We start from the raw sequence: 18,513 nt of genomic DNA, 5'->3' as shown, positions 1-18,513 counted from the left end.
CACTGTTTGGACAGGGCGGGAGCGCTTCTGTTCTCGCGCTGCTTTTGCCGATTGCGTAGGTAGTACTTTAGTTTCCTATGTAGGTAACGAACATAAGACGGGTTTCCGCTCGGGTGTAGGCTGGTAAGATGGCAACATGTCAGCGTAGTCCTACCGCAACATGATATTTCCATATCATGGGATGCGTTTGAGTGGCGCACGATTGCTCTCGGAGACCGCCGCACCATCGAAAACCCGGCGCCGGCCCGCATGAATGCTGGCTTGCGTACAACGACGCGGGTTTCCACGCACCGCCCGCCGCGCAAATCGCGCCGCCAGGAAAGACAGCGTGGCTGGCCCGGCGCCAGTGTCGTTTACGGCATATTCCTACAAGCTCTTGAACTGCCGACGTGACCAATTGGCCGAACCGTTCGGCTTGCCGAGCCGATTATGTCGTCAACGCGCGACGATCCTCGGCCGACGGCGCCGCGCCGAGGCGGAACCGCCGCAGGGCGCCGTTCAGCAACGACGATTCGGCGTGGATGCGGCTTGCGCCCTCGGCCGCGCTGGCGGTCAGCGCGGCGTTGCGGCGATTCATCCGGTCGATCCGCTCCAGCGCGTCGTTCAGTGCGGCGATTTCGCTGCGCTGCGCCGCTTCCACGGCGCGGATACGGGTCAGCACTTCGGTCATGCGCTGCACGGCGTCGAGCAGTTGCGCGGTGGTCCGGCTGGCCGTGTCCGCCCGCGCGCTGCCCTGTTCGGCATCCGCCACCGCGGCGGCGATCAGCTGCTTGACCTCCAGGGCGGCGGCGGCGCAACGTTGCGCCAGGTTGCGCACCTCCGTCGCCACCACGGCGAAGCCGCGGCCCTGTGGCCCCGCCCGGGCCGCCTCGACGGCGGCGTTCAGGGCCAGGATATTGGTCTGGAAGGCAATTGCGTCGATGACGCCGATGATGTCCGCGATGCGTTGCGAGCCGGCGCGCATCGACCCCACCACCTCGACGACGGCGCGCACGTCGTTACCGCTGCGGGTCGCAATGGCGCCGGCGGCGCTGGCCAGTTCGTCGCCGTGCTGCACGTGGACGGCATTGTGCTGCACAGCATCGGCCAGCGCCCGCATCGACGCCACAGTCTGCGCCAGCGCCGCTGCCTGCGCGCCGGTTCGTTCCGACAGTCCCGCATTGCCAGCTGCCAGTTCGTCGGCGGTACCGCCGATCCGGCCCGCGCCCAGGCGTACGTCGGCCACCAGCGCCTCCAGCGAGCGCAGCATCTCGCCGAACGCATTGGTCAGGCTGCCCAGCTCGTCCCGCGCGGGCGAGCCGATCCTTACCGACAGGTTGCCTGCCGCCGCCGCGTGCACCGCACCGTGCAAGGTGCCGATGTCGCGGGCGAAGGAGCGGTACAGGCCGGCGTACAACCAGGCCGCCAGCACGATGGCGCCGACGAGCGCCGTCAGCACGAGGTTGCGGCGCAGCGTGTCGCGTGTCTGCCGTTGCGCCAGCAACCTGTCCAGCGCGGCCGCGGCCGTGCGCACGATACCGTGCAGGCCATCGGCGGCCTCGGCGCCCGCCGCGTTGAACTGGCGTCCGCTGGTCTGGTCGACCGCATTCGTCACCTCGTTGCGGGCACGGTCCAGAAACGCATGGGCGGCGGCTATCGCATGGCGATAGGGTGACAGCTGCTGGGCGAACGCCGGGTCGGCCGCGACGGCGCTGGCGAGCTGATCGGGCATTCGCTCCAGCTCGTGCCGCGCCAGCAGCGCGGCGGCGTTCAGCAACTGGTCCTCGTTCGCTTCCAGCAGGCCGCTGTCGATGTAAGCGCCGCCCCGCGCGCCGATCACGGCAAGTTGTTCCGTGGTTTCGGCAAAGGTCGCGGTGAACAGCCGGATCAGGCGGTGGGTGCCGACCTCGGGATCGAGGCTGAGGCCGGAGCTGTCCGCCACCTGCGCCATCAGCCGGGACGATTCGGCGATCAGCGCACTGTGCTGCGCGAAACTCGCCTTGGCCGAACGCTGTGCATCGGCACGGCGCAGCACCGCCCATTGGCGCGCCAGAGCATCGAACGACGGCAACGTTGCCCCATCGAGGTCGTCGCGCCACTGCACCAGTGCGTCCAGCTGGGCCGTCAGCTTGCGCGCCGGCGTGGCACTGTCGAGCTCCTGCCGCCCTGCCAGCCGCAGGTGCTCGAGCGAACGGTGTTGCCGCGCCAGGTGCGCAATCTCGGCCAGGCGGAGAATGACCGCCGCACCGGTGCGCTCCATGCGGGCGGCAGTAACGGAACGCTGCAGTTCCGTCATCAGGAAGCCGGTGGCCAGCAGCAGCGGCAGCAGGAATACGGCCGAGACGACCAGGAACTTGGGCAACAGACGCAGTCGTTGCATCAGGCGGACGGCAGGGGCGAGCAGGAGTGACATTGTTTCAATGTGTACGATTGTTTCCGCAGGATAATGCCGAGGATTTGTGACAGGGCCATGAAACAGGGGCGAACCGCTGGGGTGCTGGTGCATAATCGGGACATGAACACCCGAGTATTGCTCGTCGAAGACGATCCCACCCTGCTCGACGCCATCGCGCGCCTGCTGGCCGGCCATGCCATGCAGGTCGACACCTTGCGCGATGGCGCCGTCGCCGATGCGCGCCTGGCGGGCGGCGACGGCTACGACGTGCTGGTACTCGATATCGGCTTGCCCGGCATGGACGGCTTCGAGATCGTGCGCCGGGTGCGTGCGCGCGGCAGCGCGGTGCCGGTGCTGCTTCTGACGGCGCGCGACGCGGTGGAGGACCGTGTCAAGGGGCTGGAACTGGGGGCGGACGACTACCTGGTCAAACCGTTCGCCACGCCGGAACTGGTGGCGCGGGTGCGCGCGCTGGCGCGCCGCCACGCGCCGCGTCCGGCCGTGCTGGCCCTGGGCACCCTGACGTTGGACAGCGCCACCCGCCGCGCCAAGGTGGGCGAGCGCATCGTCGACCTGTCGGCGCGCGAGTGGGCCGTGCTGGAATACCTGCTGCAACATGTCTCGCGCGTGGTGTCGAAGCAGCAGATCATCGATGCCATCCTGCCGCTGGGCGACGACGTGACGCCCAATGCGGTCGAGGTCTACATCTCGCGGGTGCGCCAGAAAACGGCGGACGCGGGCATCGCCATCCGTACCATCCGCGGCTTCGGCTACATGCTGGAACCGGCCAGCGCGTGATGGCCAGCCTCCGCGTGCGCCTGCTGCGCTGGCTGATCGGACCGATCCTGCTGGTGAACCTGGCCGGCGGGGCGCTGGTGTACGCGCTGGCCTGGCTGCCGGCGCAGCAGGCATTCGACCAGGGGCTGCTTGATACGGCGCACGCGTTGGCCGCGTCGCCGCCGCAAACATGGCAGCCAGCACGCGCCGGCGACAGCGAGGCGGTCTACCTGGCCGTGCGCGGCCCGGCGGGGCGGTTGCTGGCGGGCGACCCTGACTTGCCGCGCGTGGATACCTACAGCCAGGCCGTCGACGCGCTGGTGCACGGTGAACCGGCGCGACTGGTGCGGATTCGCACGGCGCAGGGCGTGACGGTGACCGTCGCCAAGACGCTGCGCCAGCGCGGCCAGACGCAGGCCGCCATCGTGCGCGCACTGGTGCTGCTCGAAGCGGTGCTGACATCGGTCTCGGCCGCGCTGGTCTGGTACGCCGTCACGCGCGGCCTGCGGCCGCTGGGGCACCTGCGCGCCGCGCTGCGCGCCCGGGCCGCCGACGACGTGGCGCCGCTGGCCATCGACGACGTCCCGGCCGAACTGGAACCGGTGGTGCGCGCCGTGAACGGCCTGCTGGAGCAGTCGGCGCAAAACGCCCGCGTGCGCCAGGACTTCCTGGCCAATATGGCGCACCAGCTGCGCACCCCGCTGGCCGGACTGCAGGCGCAGCTGGACGTGCTGGCGCGTGGCCGCGCCGGCACCGGGGATGCCGCCACGCTGGCGCTGATGCGCGCGGCCACCGAACGCATGACCCGCCAGGTCGGGCAGTTGCTGGCGTTGGCGCGCGCCGAACCTGGCCAGCCGGGCCGGCGCCGCGCCGAGCGCGTCGCGCTGGACGAATTGCTGGGCGAGAGCGTGCAGCAGTTCGTCGAGCAGGCCGCGCGCAAGCACATCGACCTGGGCTTCGAGCTGGCTCCGGCCATCGTGCAGGGCGACCGCTTCCAGCTGCGCGACCTGGCCGACAACCTGATCGACAATGCGCTGCGCTATACGCCGGAGGGCGGGCGGGTGACGGTGTCGTGCGGCGTCGGGGGCGAGGGCGCCTTCCTGATCGTCGAAGACAATGGCCCCGGCATCCCGCCCGCGCTGCGCACGGCCGTGTTCAGCCGCTTCGTGCGGCTGGACGAGCACAGTGCCGGCACCGGCATTGGGCTGGCCATCGTGCGGGAAATCGCGGCGGCGCATGGGGCGCGGGTCGATATCGACACGGCGACAGGCGGGCAGGGTGCCCGCTTCGTGGTCCGCTTCGGCAGCTTGAACACTGGCGTCCGACCCCCAGGGTTTGCCGGAAAACCACACTGTCAGCCTCCCGTCAGGATTTCCTCAGGGTAACGTCAGCTTTCAATAGTAGACTGTAGGCAATAAATTTTGCCTTCGCAGTCGGAGCTGTCATGATCCACCACACGCAATCCGCCCCGCGCCAGCGCGGCTTCACCCTGGTCGAAGTGCTGATCACGGTCGCCATCGTGGCGATCCTGTCCGCCGTCGCCGTGCCGATGTACCGCGATTACGTCACGCGCGGGCGGCTGGCCGAGGCCTTCTCCGCGTTGGGCAGCGTGCAGCCGACCGCCGAGCAGCACTGGTCGAACAACCGTACCTACGCCGGCCTGGGCGGCCTGAACGCGTTTCCGCGCGCCAGCCAGAACTTCGACTACGCCTTGACCGCCGCCGACAACGCATCCTACGTCGTCACCGCCACGGGCAAGGGCGCGGTGCAGGGTTTCGTCTTCACGGTCGACCAGAACGGCAACCGTGCCACCACCGCCGCGCCGGCCGGCTGGACCGCCAACGCCGGCTGCTGGACCGACCGCAAGGGCGGCGAATGCATCCATTGACGCGCAGCCGCCTGGCCGGCTTCACGCTCGTCGAGCTGATGGTGGCGATCGCCATCATGGGCACCCTGCTGGCCGTCGGCATTCCGAACATGACCACGTGGGTACTGTCGAACAAGGCCCGGGGCGCGTCCGAATTCTATGCGGAAGGGCTGGCCACGGCCCGGCGCGAAGCCGTTACGCGCAACGCCGCCAGCCGCTTTGTATTGAGTCCCAACGCCAACGGCCAGCTCGATTGGCAGGTCGACGTCTGCTTCCCGGTGCCCGGCGTGCCATGCAGCGCTGACAGCGGCAGCTGGTCCACCGTCGCCGCGGCGGCCGACAACGATCCGAACGCGGCGGCGCCGTTCAAATCGATCTTCCGCGCCGCCAGCGCGCTGCCGCATGCCGATGCGCTGGTGCCGACCTTGCAGCCAGAGGGCAGTACCGGCGTCTATTTCACGGCGCTGGGCTGGGTCGACACGAGCGACCCGCAGCGCCTGACGCGCCTGACCTTGACCCCGGCCCCGGCGCTGCGCGACGGCGTCGCCACCGTGGCGCTGGCGATCCCGCTGGCCGGCATCGCCGCCAAATGCGATCCGGACGTCGCCGCACCCGACCCGAGGGCCTGCCCATGAACCCAATCACGATGCGCCGCCAGGGCGGGGTCGCGCTGCTGGAAGTGATGATCGCCGTGATCCTGCTCGGCATCGGCCTGTTGGGCGCGATCGGCCTGCAGGCCCGTTCCTATTCCGCGCTGGCGGACGCCGGGCAGCGCGCCGAGGCGACCATCCAGGCCGACAAGCTGGTGGCCATGATCAACAACGACGTCGCCAATATCGGCGGCTATGCGCTGGCCGCCAACGCCACGCCCGGTGCCGCGCTGGCGCCGTGGGTGGCCGAGACGCGCGCGCTGATTCCCGGCGCGGCGGCTGTCGTCACCGTGGCGCAGCAGGGCACGCGCTGGCGCGTGGACATCACCATCACGTGGCGCCGCAAGCAGGGCACCGACAGCAACAGCCACCAGGTGACGGCCTATGTCATCTAGGACGCCACGCCGCGCCGCGCGCGGTTTTTCCCTGGTCGAGCTGCTGGTCAGCGTATTGGTCGGCATGCTGGCCATCGTGTTCGCCACGCGGCTGTTCGTCAGCAGTGAGCAGAACAAGGCCGCGGCCGTGGGCGGCTCGGACGCCGTGCAGAACGGCATGCTGGCCATGTTCTCGATCAGTAACGACGCCAGCCAGGCCGGCTGGGGCCTGAACGACACCTTGCTGTCCGGCTGCGACACCACCTTCTCCGACACCGCCGGCTACGCGCTGCCGGTGGTGCTGCGTGGCGCGGTGGAGACGACGCCGCTGGCGCCCGTGATCATCGAAAGCGGCGGCACCGCGTCCGATCGCATCACCTTGATGGCCGGCAGCGCCATGAGCGGAGTCGGTTCCGAGCGCCTGCGCGACAATTACGCGGGCGCAGGTTCGATCAACGTGGCCACCAACCAGCCGTTCGGCTTCCTGCAGGGTACCGTGGTCGTCGTCGCACCGGAGCCGGCCGGCGGCAAGTGCGCGCTGGCGCAGCTGTCCGCCACGCCGCCCGGCTTCACCTTGAACTTCGACGCCGGCGCCGCCTTCCGCTTCAACCGCGCCGCGCTGGGCAACGCCTACAGCGCCGGCCAGGCGCGTGTCTACAACCTCGGTCCCGTGCAGCAGCTGGCCTTCCACACCTGGTCGGTCGTGAACGGCAACCTGATGCTGCGCGCGACCGACCTGGCCGGCGCCTCCGCCAATGCCGCCGCCGTGGCCGACAATATCGTCGCGATCAAGGCGCAGTACGGCTTCGATACGCGCGCGGGCGCCGCGTTCGATCCGGCCACGGGAATGCGCGTGGGCGCATGGAGCGCATCGATGACGGACGCGGACGGCGACGGCGTCACGGCCGGGGCCGGCGATTTCCAGCGCGTGGCCGCCGTGCGGCTGGCCGTGATCGCGCGCAGCAAGATGCCGGAAAAGCCGGACGCGGCGACGAAGCAGTGCAGCGCCACCACGACGCCGTTGACGGTGTTCGCCGGCCGTTCCCCCGCCACCGTGGCGGCGGCGCCCGTGACCGTCAACGTCGACACGAGCGCCGACTGGAAGTGCTACCGCTACCGCGCCTTCGAGACGATCGTCCCGATCCGCAACGCGGCATGGAGGCCATGATGCCCAGCCACCGTTACCCGCACCAGCGCGGCATCGCCTTGCCCGTCATGCTGATCATGCTGACGGTGCTGCTGATCAGCAGCATCTACCTGCTGCGCTCCACCACCTCCACCGCCTTGACCACGTCCAACCTGGCCTACGAGGCGGCGCTGTCGAAGTCCGCCGACCTGGCGCTGCACACGGCGTTCGACTGGCTCAGCACCGTGGACAAGGGCCAGCTGACGCAGGACCGCGCCGCCGCCGGCTACGTCGCCACGCTCAATCCCGCCTGGTCGGTGCGCACGCCGGCGTTCTGGCAGGGCTCCACGTCCGTCACCGAGGCCACCACCAATGTGCGCATCGAATACGTGATCCACCGCATGTGCACGGCCGCGGGCGACTACAACGCCGGCAACAGCTGCACGCTGACGTCGGCCAAGAAGAACGTCAGCGCGGCCACGCAGATGGGCGACAGCCTGTCGTCCGACGCGCCGGCGTACCAGGACAAGCCGCAGCTGCACTACGTGATCACGGCGCGCGTGTTCGGCACGCGCGGCGGCAATGTCGTCAACCAGACCGTCGTCATGATGGGGCCTTGACCGGTCCCGCACAGGTAACCGCCATGAAAGCACTCCTCTCCGTCCTGCTGGCGCTGTGCGCCAGCCTGCCAGCCTTCGCGGCGCAGACGCAGATCGCCCAGGTGCCACTGCTGAACATCAGCGGCACCGGCACCGTCAAGCCGAACCTGATGCTGTTGTTCGATAACTCCGGCTCGATGGAGCAGACCTATACGCCGGACTACGTCAACGACAACCTGTGCCGCACCTCGGCGCGGCTGGCCAACGGCGTCACCTCCTGCAACGTCGGCCATCCGCCGTTCATGAGCCCGGACTTCAACAAGCAGTACTACAACCCGCAGATCCGCTACCAGCCGCCGATCAAGGCCGACGGCACCTATTATCCGGAACAGACGGCGGCGGCCACGTCGAACTGGACCAACGTGGCCAGCGACGGCTTCGGCAAGCAGAACGTCAACCTGTACGGCAGTTCGGATACGTCCATCGACCTGACCACGCAGTTCCCCGACCTGCGCTGGTGCGACCCGGACAACACCAGCGACTGCAAGGTCAACAGCGCCACGTACACCTATCCGGACAACACCTACACGTCGGCCAGCGCGATCAACACCGGACCGTACTACTACACGATCGGCGTGGCCGAATACTGCACCGACGCGGCGATGAAGACCTGCGTCTCGACCAGCGCCGGCGCCGCCGCGCCATCCGGCTACCCGGTGCCGGCCGTGGTGCGCTGGTGCGACACGCGCAACCTGACCAACTGCCAGGCCAAGCGCGTGGGCAGCTTCATCTATCCGCGCTACTCGCAGGCGCTGGGCGCCGGGGTGGCCTACGGCACCGTGACGATCGGCGCCAGCCGCACCAGCAACGCGCTGACGATCAACTCGATCGTCGTCAACGACCCGGACGGCAACCGTACCGTGACCAACGGCGCCGTCAGCGCGCCGAACGGCACCAACACGGCGCTCAAGCAGCAGACGCTGGCCAGCGCGCTGGCTTCCTCCATCATGGCGCGCACCGGCACCACCTATCCGTATCTGGCGTGCGTGAAGAACCCGATCGGGGTGGCCAACGTGCCGGCCTGCTCGACCTTCGGCATCAACCTGGCCAGCGACAGCGTGCTGGCGATCCTGCCGGTATCGTGCAGCGGCAGCAAGAGCGTGGCCACCTGCCAGCCGTACTACGACAGTTCGCGCAGCGGCTGGGGCATCACGGTGGACGCGGCCAGCACCCGCATCGGCGCGCCGACCGGACTGCTGCGCATCAGCGGCACCACCGCCAACAACAAGCAGGCGACCCTTGCCAACGTGGCGCTGGCCGGCAGCAACCTGTTCAGCAACCTGGCGCTGGGCACCAACAGCGGCAACGTCGGCGCCACGGCGGTGGCGACGGCGATCGTCAACCGCATCGGCACCTCCGGCACCGTGCGCGCCTACCCGGGCGGCAATGCCATCACGCCGACCTGCGCGGGCGCCGCCGACGCGGCCACCGTCTGCCTGGTGGACACGGCCAACAACGCGCCGGCCAAGAGCGTCACCGTCGGCTCGATCAGCAATCGCGGCTCGCTGACGATCACGCCGAGCGATACCTTCGTCGACGTCGATACGGTGCCGACCACGGTGCAGGCCATCTCGAGCGGCAGCGCCGCGCCCAGCACGTTCGCCCGGGTCAACATCGTCAGCGGCCGCACCTACCCGAAAGGCGCCGGTCGTACCGACTGCGCCGGTACGACCTGCACCTACGCGGAGGAGATGACGAACTTCGCCAACTGGTATTCGTATTACAAATCGCGGCTGCAGATGATGAAGACGTCCGTGGGCATCGCCTTCACGCGCCTGAACGGCAACTACCGCGTGGGCTACGTGCGGCTGTCGAGCGCGGGCGCCGGCGGCGCGGTGGAACTGAAGCCGGCCGACTTTACCGGCACGGCGCGGACCAACTGGTATTCGACCCTGTACAACACGACCACGTCCGGCTCGACCCCGATCCGCACGGCGATGGACAACGTGGGCCGCATGTACGCCAACCTGGCGCCCTACAACTACGCCAGCGGCCAGGAAGTGGTGCAGTACCCGTGCCAGCAGAACTTCCTGATCCTGACGACGGACGGCTACTGGAACGGCAATTCGACCAACAACGTCGTCAACAACGACGACAAGGAAAGCGTCACGCGCTTCTGCCTGAAGAAGGACGGCTGCGTGGACACGCGCGCGCAGAGCCAGCCCTCGATCTCGGACGTGGCGCTGCACTGGTACAACGGCGGCTCCAGTACGGGCACCGTGTCGCTGCGGCCGGACCTGGAACCGAACATGCTCAAGCCCGGCCTGGTGCCGGCGGCCGCCGGCGAGAACACGCACCTGCACATGACCACCTACACGCTGGGCCTGGGGGTGGACGGCGTGATGAACTACGAACCGAAGTACGACAGCGCGCCGCTCGTCAACGGCGACTTCTTCAACCTGAAGAACGGCGTCACCAGCGGCTGCCCATGGAACGGCGGCGGTGCCTACGTCTGGCCGGACCCGCAGGTGACCAGCACCGCGTCCACCGTGCAGGAGCGGGTGGACGACCTGTGGCACGCGGCCATCAACGGCCACGGCAAGTACTTCAGCGCCAGCCAGCCGAAGGACGTGGTGGCCGGCCTGCAGGAAGCGCTCGACAAGATGCAGATCAGCGTGGGCGCGGCCGCGGCTGCCGCCACCTCGACGCCGAACATCTCGCTGGAAGACAATGACATCTTCTCGTCCACCTTCACCACCGTGAAATGGTTCGGCGTGCTGTCCAAGCGCAACGTGGACACGGCCACCGGCATCGTCGATGCCACGCCCGTATGGACATCGGCCACCGCGATGGGCGGCCAGGTGGCGACCACCGGCAGCGCCGGCGCCACCACGGACGGGCGCACGATCTGGATGCGCGACGGTGCCACCACGGACCTGAAACCGTTCTACTTCGCCAATATGAGCGCGACGGAGAAGGGCTGGTTCAGCAACAAGTGCCCGCTGCTGACGCAGTGCACCCTGCTCGACAGCGCCAACCGCGCGCTGGTCAACGCCGGCACGGAACTGGTCAACTGGCTGCGCGGCCAGCAGCAATATGCCGACGACGTCGTGTTCCGCGCCTACAGCAACAGCCGCGACGCCGATCCCGCCGCCACCGCGACCGTGCCGGTCGTGCTGGGCGATATCGCGTCGTCCAAGCCCGCCTATATGCGCGATCCGCGCAAGGCCTACAGCCTGGCCGGTTACGAGGCGTTCAAGAGCAGTTACGCAACGCGCGCGCCGGCGGTGTTCGTGGCCGCGAACGACGGCATGCTGCACGCCTTCGACGCGGCCGACGGCGGCAGCGGCGGGCGCGAACTGTGGGCCTACGTGCCGCGCATCACGATGCAGAAGCTGCCGGCGCTGGCCTCGACCACGTACGGCACCAACCACCAGTACACCACGGACGGCTCGCCGGAACTGGCGGACGTGCAGATCAATGGCCAGTGGCGCACGGTCCTGGTGGCAGGGTTGAACGGCGGCGGGCGCGGCTACTACGCGCTGGACGTGACGGATGCCGGCCCCGCCTGGCTTGATGCCACCGGTGCCAGCCGGGGCGGGCAGCGCCCGAAGCTCTTGTGGGAGCTGTGCGCGGACGCGGCGTTGTGCCCGCAGAGCCGCCTGGATGCCAACAATATCGGCCTGACGTTCGGCGCGCCGCAGTTCGGCATGCACAACGGCCGCTGGGTGGTGTACCTGACCTCGGGCTACAACAACGTGCCGGGTGCGGACAATGTCGCCACCGGCGACGGCAAGGGCTACCTGTTCATCGTCGACGTGGCCACCGGCGAGGTACTCGATCGGGTCAGCACCAATGTGGGCGACACCGCCACGCCTTCCGGCCTGGCGCGCATCACGGCGATCTCGAACGATCCGGCGGCTGATCCCGTCACCACCTACATCTACGGCGGCGACAACCAGGGCAACCTGTACCGCTTCGACCTGACCGCCGGCGCCAGCGTGAAACGCATCGGCATCGCCGCCGTGGACGGCGTGCCGCAGCCGATCACGGCGCGGCCGGACGTGACGCTGTGCGCGGTGACGACCACGGCGGCAAGCGGCGCCACGTCGCAGAGCGCGCAGCGCGTCGTGCTGTTCGGTACCGGCCGGCTGCTGGACATGCCCGACATCGCCAATACGGACGTGCAAAGCCTGTACGCGCTGCGCGACGACGGCGCGGCCGACCTGAACCTGCGCGGCAGCACGATGGTGGCGCAGACGCTGTCGCAGCGTACCTCGACGGAAGGCAGCGGCGACGACGCCGTCACGACGATCGACGCGATCGACCTGGCTGGCACTCGGGTGGACCTGTCGCGCAACAGCGGCTGGTACTTCGACTGGAAGCTCAACGCCGGCGAGCGGATGAACCTCGACCCGAAGATCGTCAGCGGCGTGGGCAATGTGGTGACCAACGTGCCGACTTCCGAATCGTCGTGTTCCGTGGGCGGCACGTCCAATTTCTATGCCGTGGACGTGTGCAAGGGCACGGGCGTCAACGGCACGCTGGTGGGCAGCATGCTGTCCAATACCTCTGCGGCGGTGGGCTTCATCATCGTCCGGCTGCCGAAGGGCGACCTGAAGCTGATCACCACGACGGCCAAGGGCGAAACGCTGACGCGGCCGTTGCAGGAACTGGACACGGTGGGGGCGCACCGGGCCGGCTGGCGCCGGGTGAAGGGGGACTGAGGGGCGACTGATGGGTCTTCAGCCCGAAAAGCGCCCGGGGGCGGCCAAAAAACGGTAAAATCCCGGGTTTTCCCGTGAGCCGTTTGATAGGCCGCCACCATGTCCGAAGAAATCGAAGTCACCAGCCCAGACCAACAGGAAGCTGCCGCCGGCAGCGCCAAGGCACCCGCGCAGATCGCGCGCGAAGTGCAGCGCCGCCGCACGTTCGGCATCATTTCCCACCCCGACGCCGGTAAAACGACGCTGACGGAAAAGCTGCTGCTGTTCTCGGGCGCGATCCAGATGGCCGGCACGGTCAAGGCGCGCAAGAGCGCGCGCCACGCCACCTCCGACTGGATGGAGATCGAGAAGCAGCGCGGCATTTCGGTGGCCTCGTCCGTGATGCAGTTCGACTTCCGCGACCACATCATCAACCTGCTCGACACGCCCGGCCACCAGGACTTCTCGGAGGACACCTACCGTGTGCTGACGGCGGTCGACTCGGCGCTGATGGTGATCGACGCGGCCAAGGGTGTCGAGGCGCAGACGATCAAGCTCTTGGACGTGTGCCGCATGCGCAATACGCCGATCGTCACGTTCATGAACAAGATGGACCGCGAGACGCGCGATCCGCTCGAGCTGCTCGATGAACTGGAATCGGTGCTGAAGATCCAGTGCGCGCCGGTGACGTGGCCGATCGGCATGGGCAAGAACTTCCGCGGCGTGTACCACCTGCTGCGCGACGAAGTGCTGCTGTTCCGCGCCGGCGAGGAAAGCGCCAACCAGACCTTCGAAGTCATCAAGGGCATCGACAATCCGAAGCTGCAGGAGATGTTCCCGCTGGAGATGGACCAGTTGCGCATGGAAGTGGAGCTCGTCCATGGCGCCTCGCACCCGTTCAACCTGGAGGAATTCCTGGCCGGCATCCAGACGCCCGTGTTCTTCGGCTCCGCCATCAACAACTTCGGCGTGCGCGAGATCCTGTCCGCGCTGGTGGACTGGGCGCCGCCGCCGCGTGAGCGCGACGCCACCGTGCGCTCCGTCGCGCCGACCGAGCAGCCGTTCTCCGGCTTCGTCTTCAAGATCCAGGCGAATATGGATCCGGCGCACCGCGACCGCATCGCCTTCCTGCGCGTGTGCTCCGGCCGTTTCGAGCGCGGCATGAAGGTCAAGCACCTGCGCCTGGGCCGCGAAGTGAAGGTGTCGTCGGTGGTGACGTTCATGGCCTCCTCGCGCGAGCAGGTCGAGGAAGCGTACGCCGGCGACATCATCGGCCTGCCGAACCACGGCAATATGCAGATCGGCGACAGCTTCTCGGAAGGCGAGATGCTGCAGTTCACCGGCATCCCGTACTTCGCGCCGGACTTCTTCCGCTCCGTGCGCATCCGCAACCCGCTGAAGATCAAGCAGCTGCACAAGGGCCTGCAGCAGCTGGGCGAAGAGGGCGCCGTGCAGGTGTTCAAGCCGGTGCAGGGCGGCGAACTGGTACTGGGCGCCGTCGGCGTGCTGCAGTTCGAAGTGGTCGCGAGCCGCCTGATGAACGAATACGGCGTCGATGCCGTGTTCGAAGGCACCAGCATCAGCAGCGCGCGCTGGGTCTCGTCGGACGACAAGAAGGCCCTGGCCGACTTCGAGAACTCGCTGGGCCACAACGTGGCCTACGACGCCGCCGGCAATATGGCGTATCTCGCCACGTCGGGCGTCAACCTGCGCCTGACGCAGGAGCGCTGGCCGCAGCTGACGTTCCACGCGACGCGCGAGCACGCCACCAAGCTGGCCTGAGGTTGGGGTCTGTCCCCGCATGGGGACTGGCCCCGGGTGCTCAGCCGCCGTCAGATAGCTTGGGGTCTGTCCCCGCACGGGGACTGACCCCGGTTTTCATCGCGGCCGGCAAATCCGCCGCAACCCTTGGGTCCCGGGCATCCCGACCAAACTCCCGCTCGATCAGCCCGACCGCCACCTGCACCCCGTTCTCCTGTCGCATCGCCGCGCCGATCGCCGCGGCCCGCGCCGCCATGTCCGGCTGGCGTAACACCTCCCTGATACGCGCCGCCAGCCGCGCCGCCGTCACATCGCGCCGCCGCAGCACCTTCCCGGCTATCCCCAGCCGCCGCAACTCGCTGCCCCAGTGTTCCTGCTCGCTGATGTGCGCGATCACAACCGAAGGCTTCCCAGCGAGCGTCGCCGCCTGCGTGGTCCCGGCGCCGCCATGATGCACGACCGCGGCGCAGCGCGGAAAAATGGCGTGATGCGGCGCGGCCGACACGTACAACACCCGGTCGTCGGACACCACGCCGCAGTCGTGCCATGACGGGCTTTGGACGATGGCGCGGCAACCGGCCAGCCGCGCCGCCTCGGTGAACAGCGCCAGCGTCGCGCGTTGCGCCGCCGGCTGCTCGGGCGTCCAGCTGCCCAAGGTCATGTAGACCGGCGCATCGCCGGCGGCCAGGAAGTCGTCCAGGTGCGGCGGCAGGGCGCCCTCGACGGCCATGTTCGGCATGTCCAGGAAGCCGCACACGTGCACTGACGCTGGCCAGTCCGGCTGGCGCACGCAGATCTGCGGGCTGACCGCCACCAGGGTCAGGCGCGGCGACACCCAGGCGTCGTCGATGATGTCGCGCACGGGCGGCATGCCGAGCTGGCGGCGCAGCCGGTCCGGATAATGATTGAACGCGCCATTGAGCATGCGCCGGGTCAGCCACCACAGTGCCCGGTTGACGGTGGGCCCGAACGTGCCGAGCGGATGGGCGTGGGCGCTCGGCAGGCTGCCGTGCGCCAGGAACACGCTGGCGTAGGGCACGCCGGCATGCTGCGCCGCCACCTGCAGCGGATGGACGATGAAGTGGCCGATCACCAGGTCCGACTGCGCGCACAGCCGCTGCGCCGCGGCGAACATGTCGTCCTCGACCGGTGCGAATACGAGCCGCATCAAGGTGGCGGCCTGGCGCATCGGGTCGCGTACCTGGTAGATCGCCTCCATGATGCCCTGCGCCTCGGCCGGCCCGAGCAAGGCCGCCCCGGCCGCCTCGATGCGCAGGCCGGGGCGCGATGCCATGCGTGCGTAGGCATCCGTATCGATCGTGGTGACGACGAGCGTGACGTCATGGCCGGCCGCGTGTAGCCCTTCGGCCAGGGCCAGGAACGGGCGCACGTCGCCATGACTGCCCCAGGTTTGCATACCGATCCGCATTGTCGCCTTGCTTAAAACGTAACATGCTCGATTATCGCGCGATTCCAGACTCTCTGCAGGCAGCGCTTGACACGCCCGGCAGCGATGTATACTGTATTACGTAATTAATACACCAGGCATACGCATGACCAACCACACCGCCGCGCTCTTCACGATCGCCCCCGGGTCCGCCGAGCCGATCTACCGCCAGCTGATCGAGCAGGTGCGGCGCATGATCGCCGCCGGCGTGCTGGCGCCCGGCGACGGCCTGCCTTCCGTGCGCGAGACGGCGCAGGCCCTGGCCGTCAATCCGATGACCGTCTCGAAGGCATGGAACATGCTGGAGACGGAAGGGGTGCTGACGCGCATGCGCGGCTTGGGCATGCAGGTCGCGCCGCGGCGCGGCAGCGCCAGCGCGGCCGCGCGCGAAAAACTGCTGCGGCCCACGCTGGAGCGGGCGGCCCTGGAAGCACGCCAGCTGGAGCTGGGCGATGCCGAGGTACTTGAACTGTTCGAATCCATCCTGAAAGAGATGCCATGAATCCTGTCGTAGTCGAGGCCAGCGGCCTGCGGAAAACCTTCGGCCGCCAGCAGGTGCTGCGCGGCGTGGACTGGCAACTGCCGCGCGGGGCCGTCGTCGGCCTGCTGGGGCGCAACGGTGCCGGCAAGTCGACCTTGCTCGAATGCCTGCTGGGCCTGCGCGAGACGGACGCCGGCGGCGTGACCCTGTTCGGCGAACCGGTGACGGCGCTGTCGGAAGACACGCGTGCCCGAATCGGCTATGTGCCGCAGAAGGCCGAAGCCTTCGAGTGGCTGACGCCCATGCAGATGCTGGAGTACTTTCGCGCGCTCTACCCGCGCTGGAACGACGCGCGGGTGGAAGGCCTGCTGCGGCGCTGGGGCTTCGGCGGCGAGCTGCGCGACAAGCCGATCGGCCGCCTGTCCGGCGGCGAAAAGCAGCGCCTGGCCATCATCCGCGCACTGGCGCACGAGCCCGAGCTGCTGGTACTGGACGAGCCGGTCGCCAGCCTCGATCCGGTCGGCCGGCGCGAATTCCTGCGCGAGTTGATCGGCACCGTGGCCGATGGCGCCACGACCGTCGTGTTCTCGACCCACATCCTGTCCGACCTCGAACGGGTCGCGCTGGACGTGGCCTTCCTGCACGACGGCCGCATCGGCCTGCAGGCGCCGCTGGACGAATTGCTGGAAGGAGCCCGTCGCATCACCGGTCCGGCCGCCGCGCTGGATGCGCTGGGCCTGGGCGGCGAGTTGCGGCGCGAACGGCATGACGGCGGCAGCGTCACCGTGGTGGCGCGGCTGTCCGGGGCGGAACAGGAGCGGCTGCGGACGCTGCCCGGTGTGCAGGCCGACGCGCTGAGCCTTGAAGACTTGTTCGTCGAGGTGACGAAATGACGGCCGCCGACACGCAAGCATGGCGCGCGCTGCTGCGCCAGCCCGTGCTGTCATGGCGGCTCAGCCGCTCGGCGTGGATCGCGTGGGGCCTGCTGGGCGGCGCGCTGCTGGCGTTTGCCGCCTTCGGCATCGGGCAGGACGACTGGCGTGCCGGCATCCTGGCTGCCGGGTTTTTCCTGACGGCCTTCGTTACCGCCTGCTGGTTGGAATTGCTCGGCAGCGCCATCCGCCAGAACCAGCCGGCGCTGGCCTGCCTGGTGCCGGGGCAGCACCGCCGGATCGTGACGGCGGTCGCTGCCGCGTGGAGCCTGGCCGCGCTGCTGGTCGCCGGCCTGTTCGGCCTGCCGTTCGGCCACTTCGGCTATGTGCTGCTGGCCGCGGCGGCGGCCTTCCTGTTCCTGGCGGCGCTGCAGCAGTGGCCCTGGTTGCTGCTGGTGCCATTGGCCGTCATGATCGTCGATCGCTTCGTGCCACTGGTGCCGGGTGCCGGCATGCGCGCCGTCCACGCCACGCTGGGCGAAACCGGGCTTACGCTGGCGGGCCTGGCGCTGCTGCTTGGCCTCGCCGCGTTCGTGCAGCGGCGGCTGCTGCCGCGCGGCGGCGACCGCCATCTGGCATGGCAGCGCCGCTACGACGCGCGGGCCCAGGCGATGAAGGAAGCGCTGGCCTTGCCCGGCCAGGAGTACGCGGCCGCGTGGCGCCCGTCTGCGTGGCTGCAGCAGCCTTACCTGGCCGGCCTTCGCCGCTTGACCGAGCGCGCCGGCTGGGCGCGACCGCCGCGCAATCGCGCCCAGGCGCTGCTGTTCGCACTGCGTTCCGCTTCGCATCCGGGCGCCATGCTCGGGGCGCTGGCGACCGCCGTGGCGTTCGTGCTGGCGGCCGGCAGCCGGCTGGGACAGGGCCTGGACCGCGACGGCCTGGCCGGGCTGTCGTGCGTGATCCTCGTGGTGACGCCGCTGGTCACGCACGTGCATGCCGTACTGGCGGCGCTGCAGCGCTATCGCACCGAGCAGGCCTTGCTGCGCCTGACGCCAGCGGCGCCGCGCAGCGCGGCGTTCAACCGCCAGCTGGGCGGCGCGCTGCTGGCCCGCTTTGGCTTGCTGTGGCTGGCCTGCGTGGCCAGCGCCTCGCTCAGCGCCGCCGTGCTGGCGCCGGGCGTGGCGGCGCAAGGTGCCGTCGGCATCAGCGCCGCGCTGACGTTGTTGCTGGCGCCGGCGCTGCTGCGCAACCACGCGGCCAGCCGGCGGCTGTCGCCGCAGGTCATCACGCTCGTCATCGCGGCTGTCGTCGCGCTGTCGGTGCTGCTGCGCATCGTGGTGGTGGTGTGGCGCGACGACATGCCGTGGCTGCCGATCGCCGCGATCGTCGTCGCGGCGGTTTGGCTGACGTGGCGCGGCTGGCGCCGGCTGCCGGCACTGCCGCCGGCGTTTCCCGCCGGGCGGCTGGCGCAGGACTAGC

At 69.0% G+C, this 18,513-nt stretch carries 14 protein-coding genes; 12 read left to right on the top strand and 2 right to left on the bottom strand.

The window, feature by feature from the left end:
* Positions 1-427: 427 nt before the first annotated feature.
* Positions 428-2,359 carry a methyl-accepting chemotaxis protein gene (locus tag E7V67_015670; protein WUR11157.1) on the bottom strand — a complete coding sequence of 644 codons (1,932 nt, stop codon included), beginning with the start codon at positions 2,357-2,359 and terminating at the stop codon, positions 428-430.
* Positions 2,360-2,494: 135 nt separating this feature from the next.
* Here E7V67_015670 and E7V67_015665 point away from each other — a divergent pair, with 135 nt between their 5' ends.
* The 9 genes from E7V67_015665 to E7V67_015625 all read left to right on the top strand — a co-directional run bounded on the left by E7V67_015665 (position 2,495) and on the right by E7V67_015625 (position 14,255).
* A complete protein-coding gene (locus E7V67_015665) occupies positions 2,495-3,172 on the top strand; it encodes a response regulator transcription factor (GenBank protein WUR11156.1) in 678 nt (225 codons plus the stop codon).
* Positions 3,172-4,536 carry a sensor histidine kinase gene (locus tag E7V67_015660; GenBank protein ID WUR11155.1) on the top strand — a complete coding sequence of 455 codons (1,365 nt, stop codon included), beginning with the start codon at positions 3,172-3,174 and terminating at the stop codon, positions 4,534-4,536. The genes E7V67_015665 and E7V67_015660 overlap by 1 nt, the downstream gene beginning before the upstream one ends.
* Before the next feature lie 59 nt (positions 4,537-4,595).
* Positions 4,596-5,039, top strand: coding sequence for a type IV pilin protein (locus tag E7V67_015655; GenBank protein ID WUR11154.1), 444 nt, complete (start codon positions 4,596-4,598; stop codon positions 5,037-5,039).
* Complete coding sequence (locus E7V67_015650; GenBank protein WUR11153.1) at positions 5,027-5,653, top strand: GspH/FimT family pseudopilin; 627 nt, start codon at positions 5,027-5,029, stop codon at positions 5,651-5,653. Before E7V67_015655 ends, E7V67_015650 begins: the two co-directional genes overlap by 13 nt.
* Positions 5,650-6,063, top strand: coding sequence for a prepilin-type N-terminal cleavage/methylation domain-containing protein (locus tag E7V67_015645; protein ID WUR11152.1), 414 nt, complete (start codon positions 5,650-5,652; stop codon positions 6,061-6,063). The genes E7V67_015650 and E7V67_015645 overlap by 4 nt, the downstream gene beginning before the upstream one ends.
* Complete coding sequence (locus tag E7V67_015640; GenBank protein ID WUR11151.1) at positions 6,053-7,210, top strand: PilW family protein; 1,158 nt, start codon at positions 6,053-6,055, stop codon at positions 7,208-7,210. Before E7V67_015645 ends, E7V67_015640 begins: the two co-directional genes overlap by 11 nt.
* Positions 7,207-7,788 (top strand): hypothetical protein, encoded by a 582-nt coding sequence (locus E7V67_015635; GenBank protein WUR11150.1) that lies wholly within the window; start codon positions 7,207-7,209, stop codon positions 7,786-7,788. The genes E7V67_015640 and E7V67_015635 overlap by 4 nt, the downstream gene beginning before the upstream one ends.
* A 23-nt stretch (positions 7,789-7,811) precedes the next feature.
* On the top strand, positions 7,812-12,494 hold the full coding sequence (locus tag E7V67_015630; protein WUR11149.1) for a PilC/PilY family type IV pilus protein: 4,683 nt from the start codon (positions 7,812-7,814) through the stop codon (positions 12,492-12,494).
* Between the two features lie 99 nt (positions 12,495-12,593).
* Entirely contained in the window at positions 12,594-14,255 is a 1,662-nt protein-coding gene (locus tag E7V67_015625; GenBank protein ID WUR11148.1) for a peptide chain release factor 3, read from the top strand.
* Between the two features lie 40 nt (positions 14,256-14,295).
* On the opposite strand, the gene E7V67_015620 is transcribed toward E7V67_015625, so the two are convergent.
* Entirely contained in the window at positions 14,296-15,651 is a 1,356-nt protein-coding gene (locus E7V67_015620) for a glycosyltransferase (protein WUR11147.1), read from the bottom strand.
* 136 nt (positions 15,652-15,787) lie between these two features.
* On the opposite strand from E7V67_015620, the gene E7V67_015615 reads away from it, so the two are divergent.
* From E7V67_015615 to E7V67_015605, 3 genes are read left to right on the top strand one after another with little or no spacing between them, the layout of a single operon-like run.
* Entirely contained in the window at positions 15,788-16,183 is a 396-nt protein-coding gene (locus E7V67_015615) for a GntR family transcriptional regulator (protein WUR11146.1), read from the top strand.
* Complete coding sequence (locus tag E7V67_015610; protein WUR11145.1) at positions 16,180-17,055, top strand: ABC transporter ATP-binding protein; 876 nt, start codon at positions 16,180-16,182, stop codon at positions 17,053-17,055. Before E7V67_015615 ends, E7V67_015610 begins: the two co-directional genes overlap by 4 nt.
* Positions 17,052-18,512, top strand: a complete 1,461-nt coding sequence (locus E7V67_015605) for a hypothetical protein (protein ID WUR11144.1) — start codon at positions 17,052-17,054, stop codon at positions 18,510-18,512. Before E7V67_015610 ends, E7V67_015605 begins: the two co-directional genes overlap by 4 nt.
* Position 18,513: the final 1 nt, after the last annotated feature.

This window comes from [Empedobacter] haloabium (genome assembly GCA_008011715.2).
Lineage (GTDB): Bacteria > Pseudomonadota > Gammaproteobacteria > Burkholderiales > Burkholderiaceae_D > Rugamonas > Rugamonas haloabia.
Note: the sequence above shows the minus strand (reverse complement) of the source record. Positions and strands in the feature narration are given on the sequence as shown.

What these genes read in the sequence shown, in the direction of transcription:
- E7V67_015670 (WUR11157.1), bottom strand. Translation starts at nt 2,359, where the DNA reads ATGCAACGACTGCGTCTGTTGCCCAAGTTCCTGGTCGTCTCGGCCGTA.
- E7V67_015665 (WUR11156.1), top strand. Translation starts at nt 2,495, where the DNA reads ATGAACACCCGAGTATTGCTCGTCGAAGACGATCCCACCCTGCTCGAC.
- E7V67_015660 (WUR11155.1), top strand. Translation starts at nt 3,172, where the DNA reads ATGGCCAGCCTCCGCGTGCGCCTGCTGCGCTGGCTGATCGGACCGATC.
- E7V67_015655 (WUR11154.1), top strand. Translation starts at nt 4,596, where the DNA reads ATGATCCACCACACGCAATCCGCCCCGCGCCAGCGCGGCTTCACCCTG.
- E7V67_015650 (WUR11153.1), top strand. Translation starts at nt 5,027, where the DNA reads ATGCATCCATTGACGCGCAGCCGCCTGGCCGGCTTCACGCTCGTCGAG.
- E7V67_015645 (WUR11152.1), top strand. Translation starts at nt 5,650, where the DNA reads ATGAACCCAATCACGATGCGCCGCCAGGGCGGGGTCGCGCTGCTGGAA.
- E7V67_015640 (WUR11151.1), top strand. Translation starts at nt 6,053, where the DNA reads ATGTCATCTAGGACGCCACGCCGCGCCGCGCGCGGTTTTTCCCTGGTC.
- E7V67_015635 (WUR11150.1), top strand. Translation starts at nt 7,207, where the DNA reads ATGATGCCCAGCCACCGTTACCCGCACCAGCGCGGCATCGCCTTGCCC.
- E7V67_015630 (WUR11149.1), top strand. Translation starts at nt 7,812, where the DNA reads ATGAAAGCACTCCTCTCCGTCCTGCTGGCGCTGTGCGCCAGCCTGCCA.
- E7V67_015625 (WUR11148.1), top strand. Translation starts at nt 12,594, where the DNA reads ATGTCCGAAGAAATCGAAGTCACCAGCCCAGACCAACAGGAAGCTGCC.
- E7V67_015620 (WUR11147.1), bottom strand. Translation starts at nt 15,651, where the DNA reads ATGCAAACCTGGGGCAGTCATGGCGACGTGCGCCCGTTCCTGGCCCTG.
- E7V67_015615 (WUR11146.1), top strand. Translation starts at nt 15,788, where the DNA reads ATGACCAACCACACCGCCGCGCTCTTCACGATCGCCCCCGGGTCCGCC.
- E7V67_015610 (WUR11145.1), top strand. Translation starts at nt 16,180, where the DNA reads ATGAATCCTGTCGTAGTCGAGGCCAGCGGCCTGCGGAAAACCTTCGGC.
- E7V67_015605 (WUR11144.1), top strand. Translation starts at nt 17,052, where the DNA reads ATGACGGCCGCCGACACGCAAGCATGGCGCGCGCTGCTGCGCCAGCCC.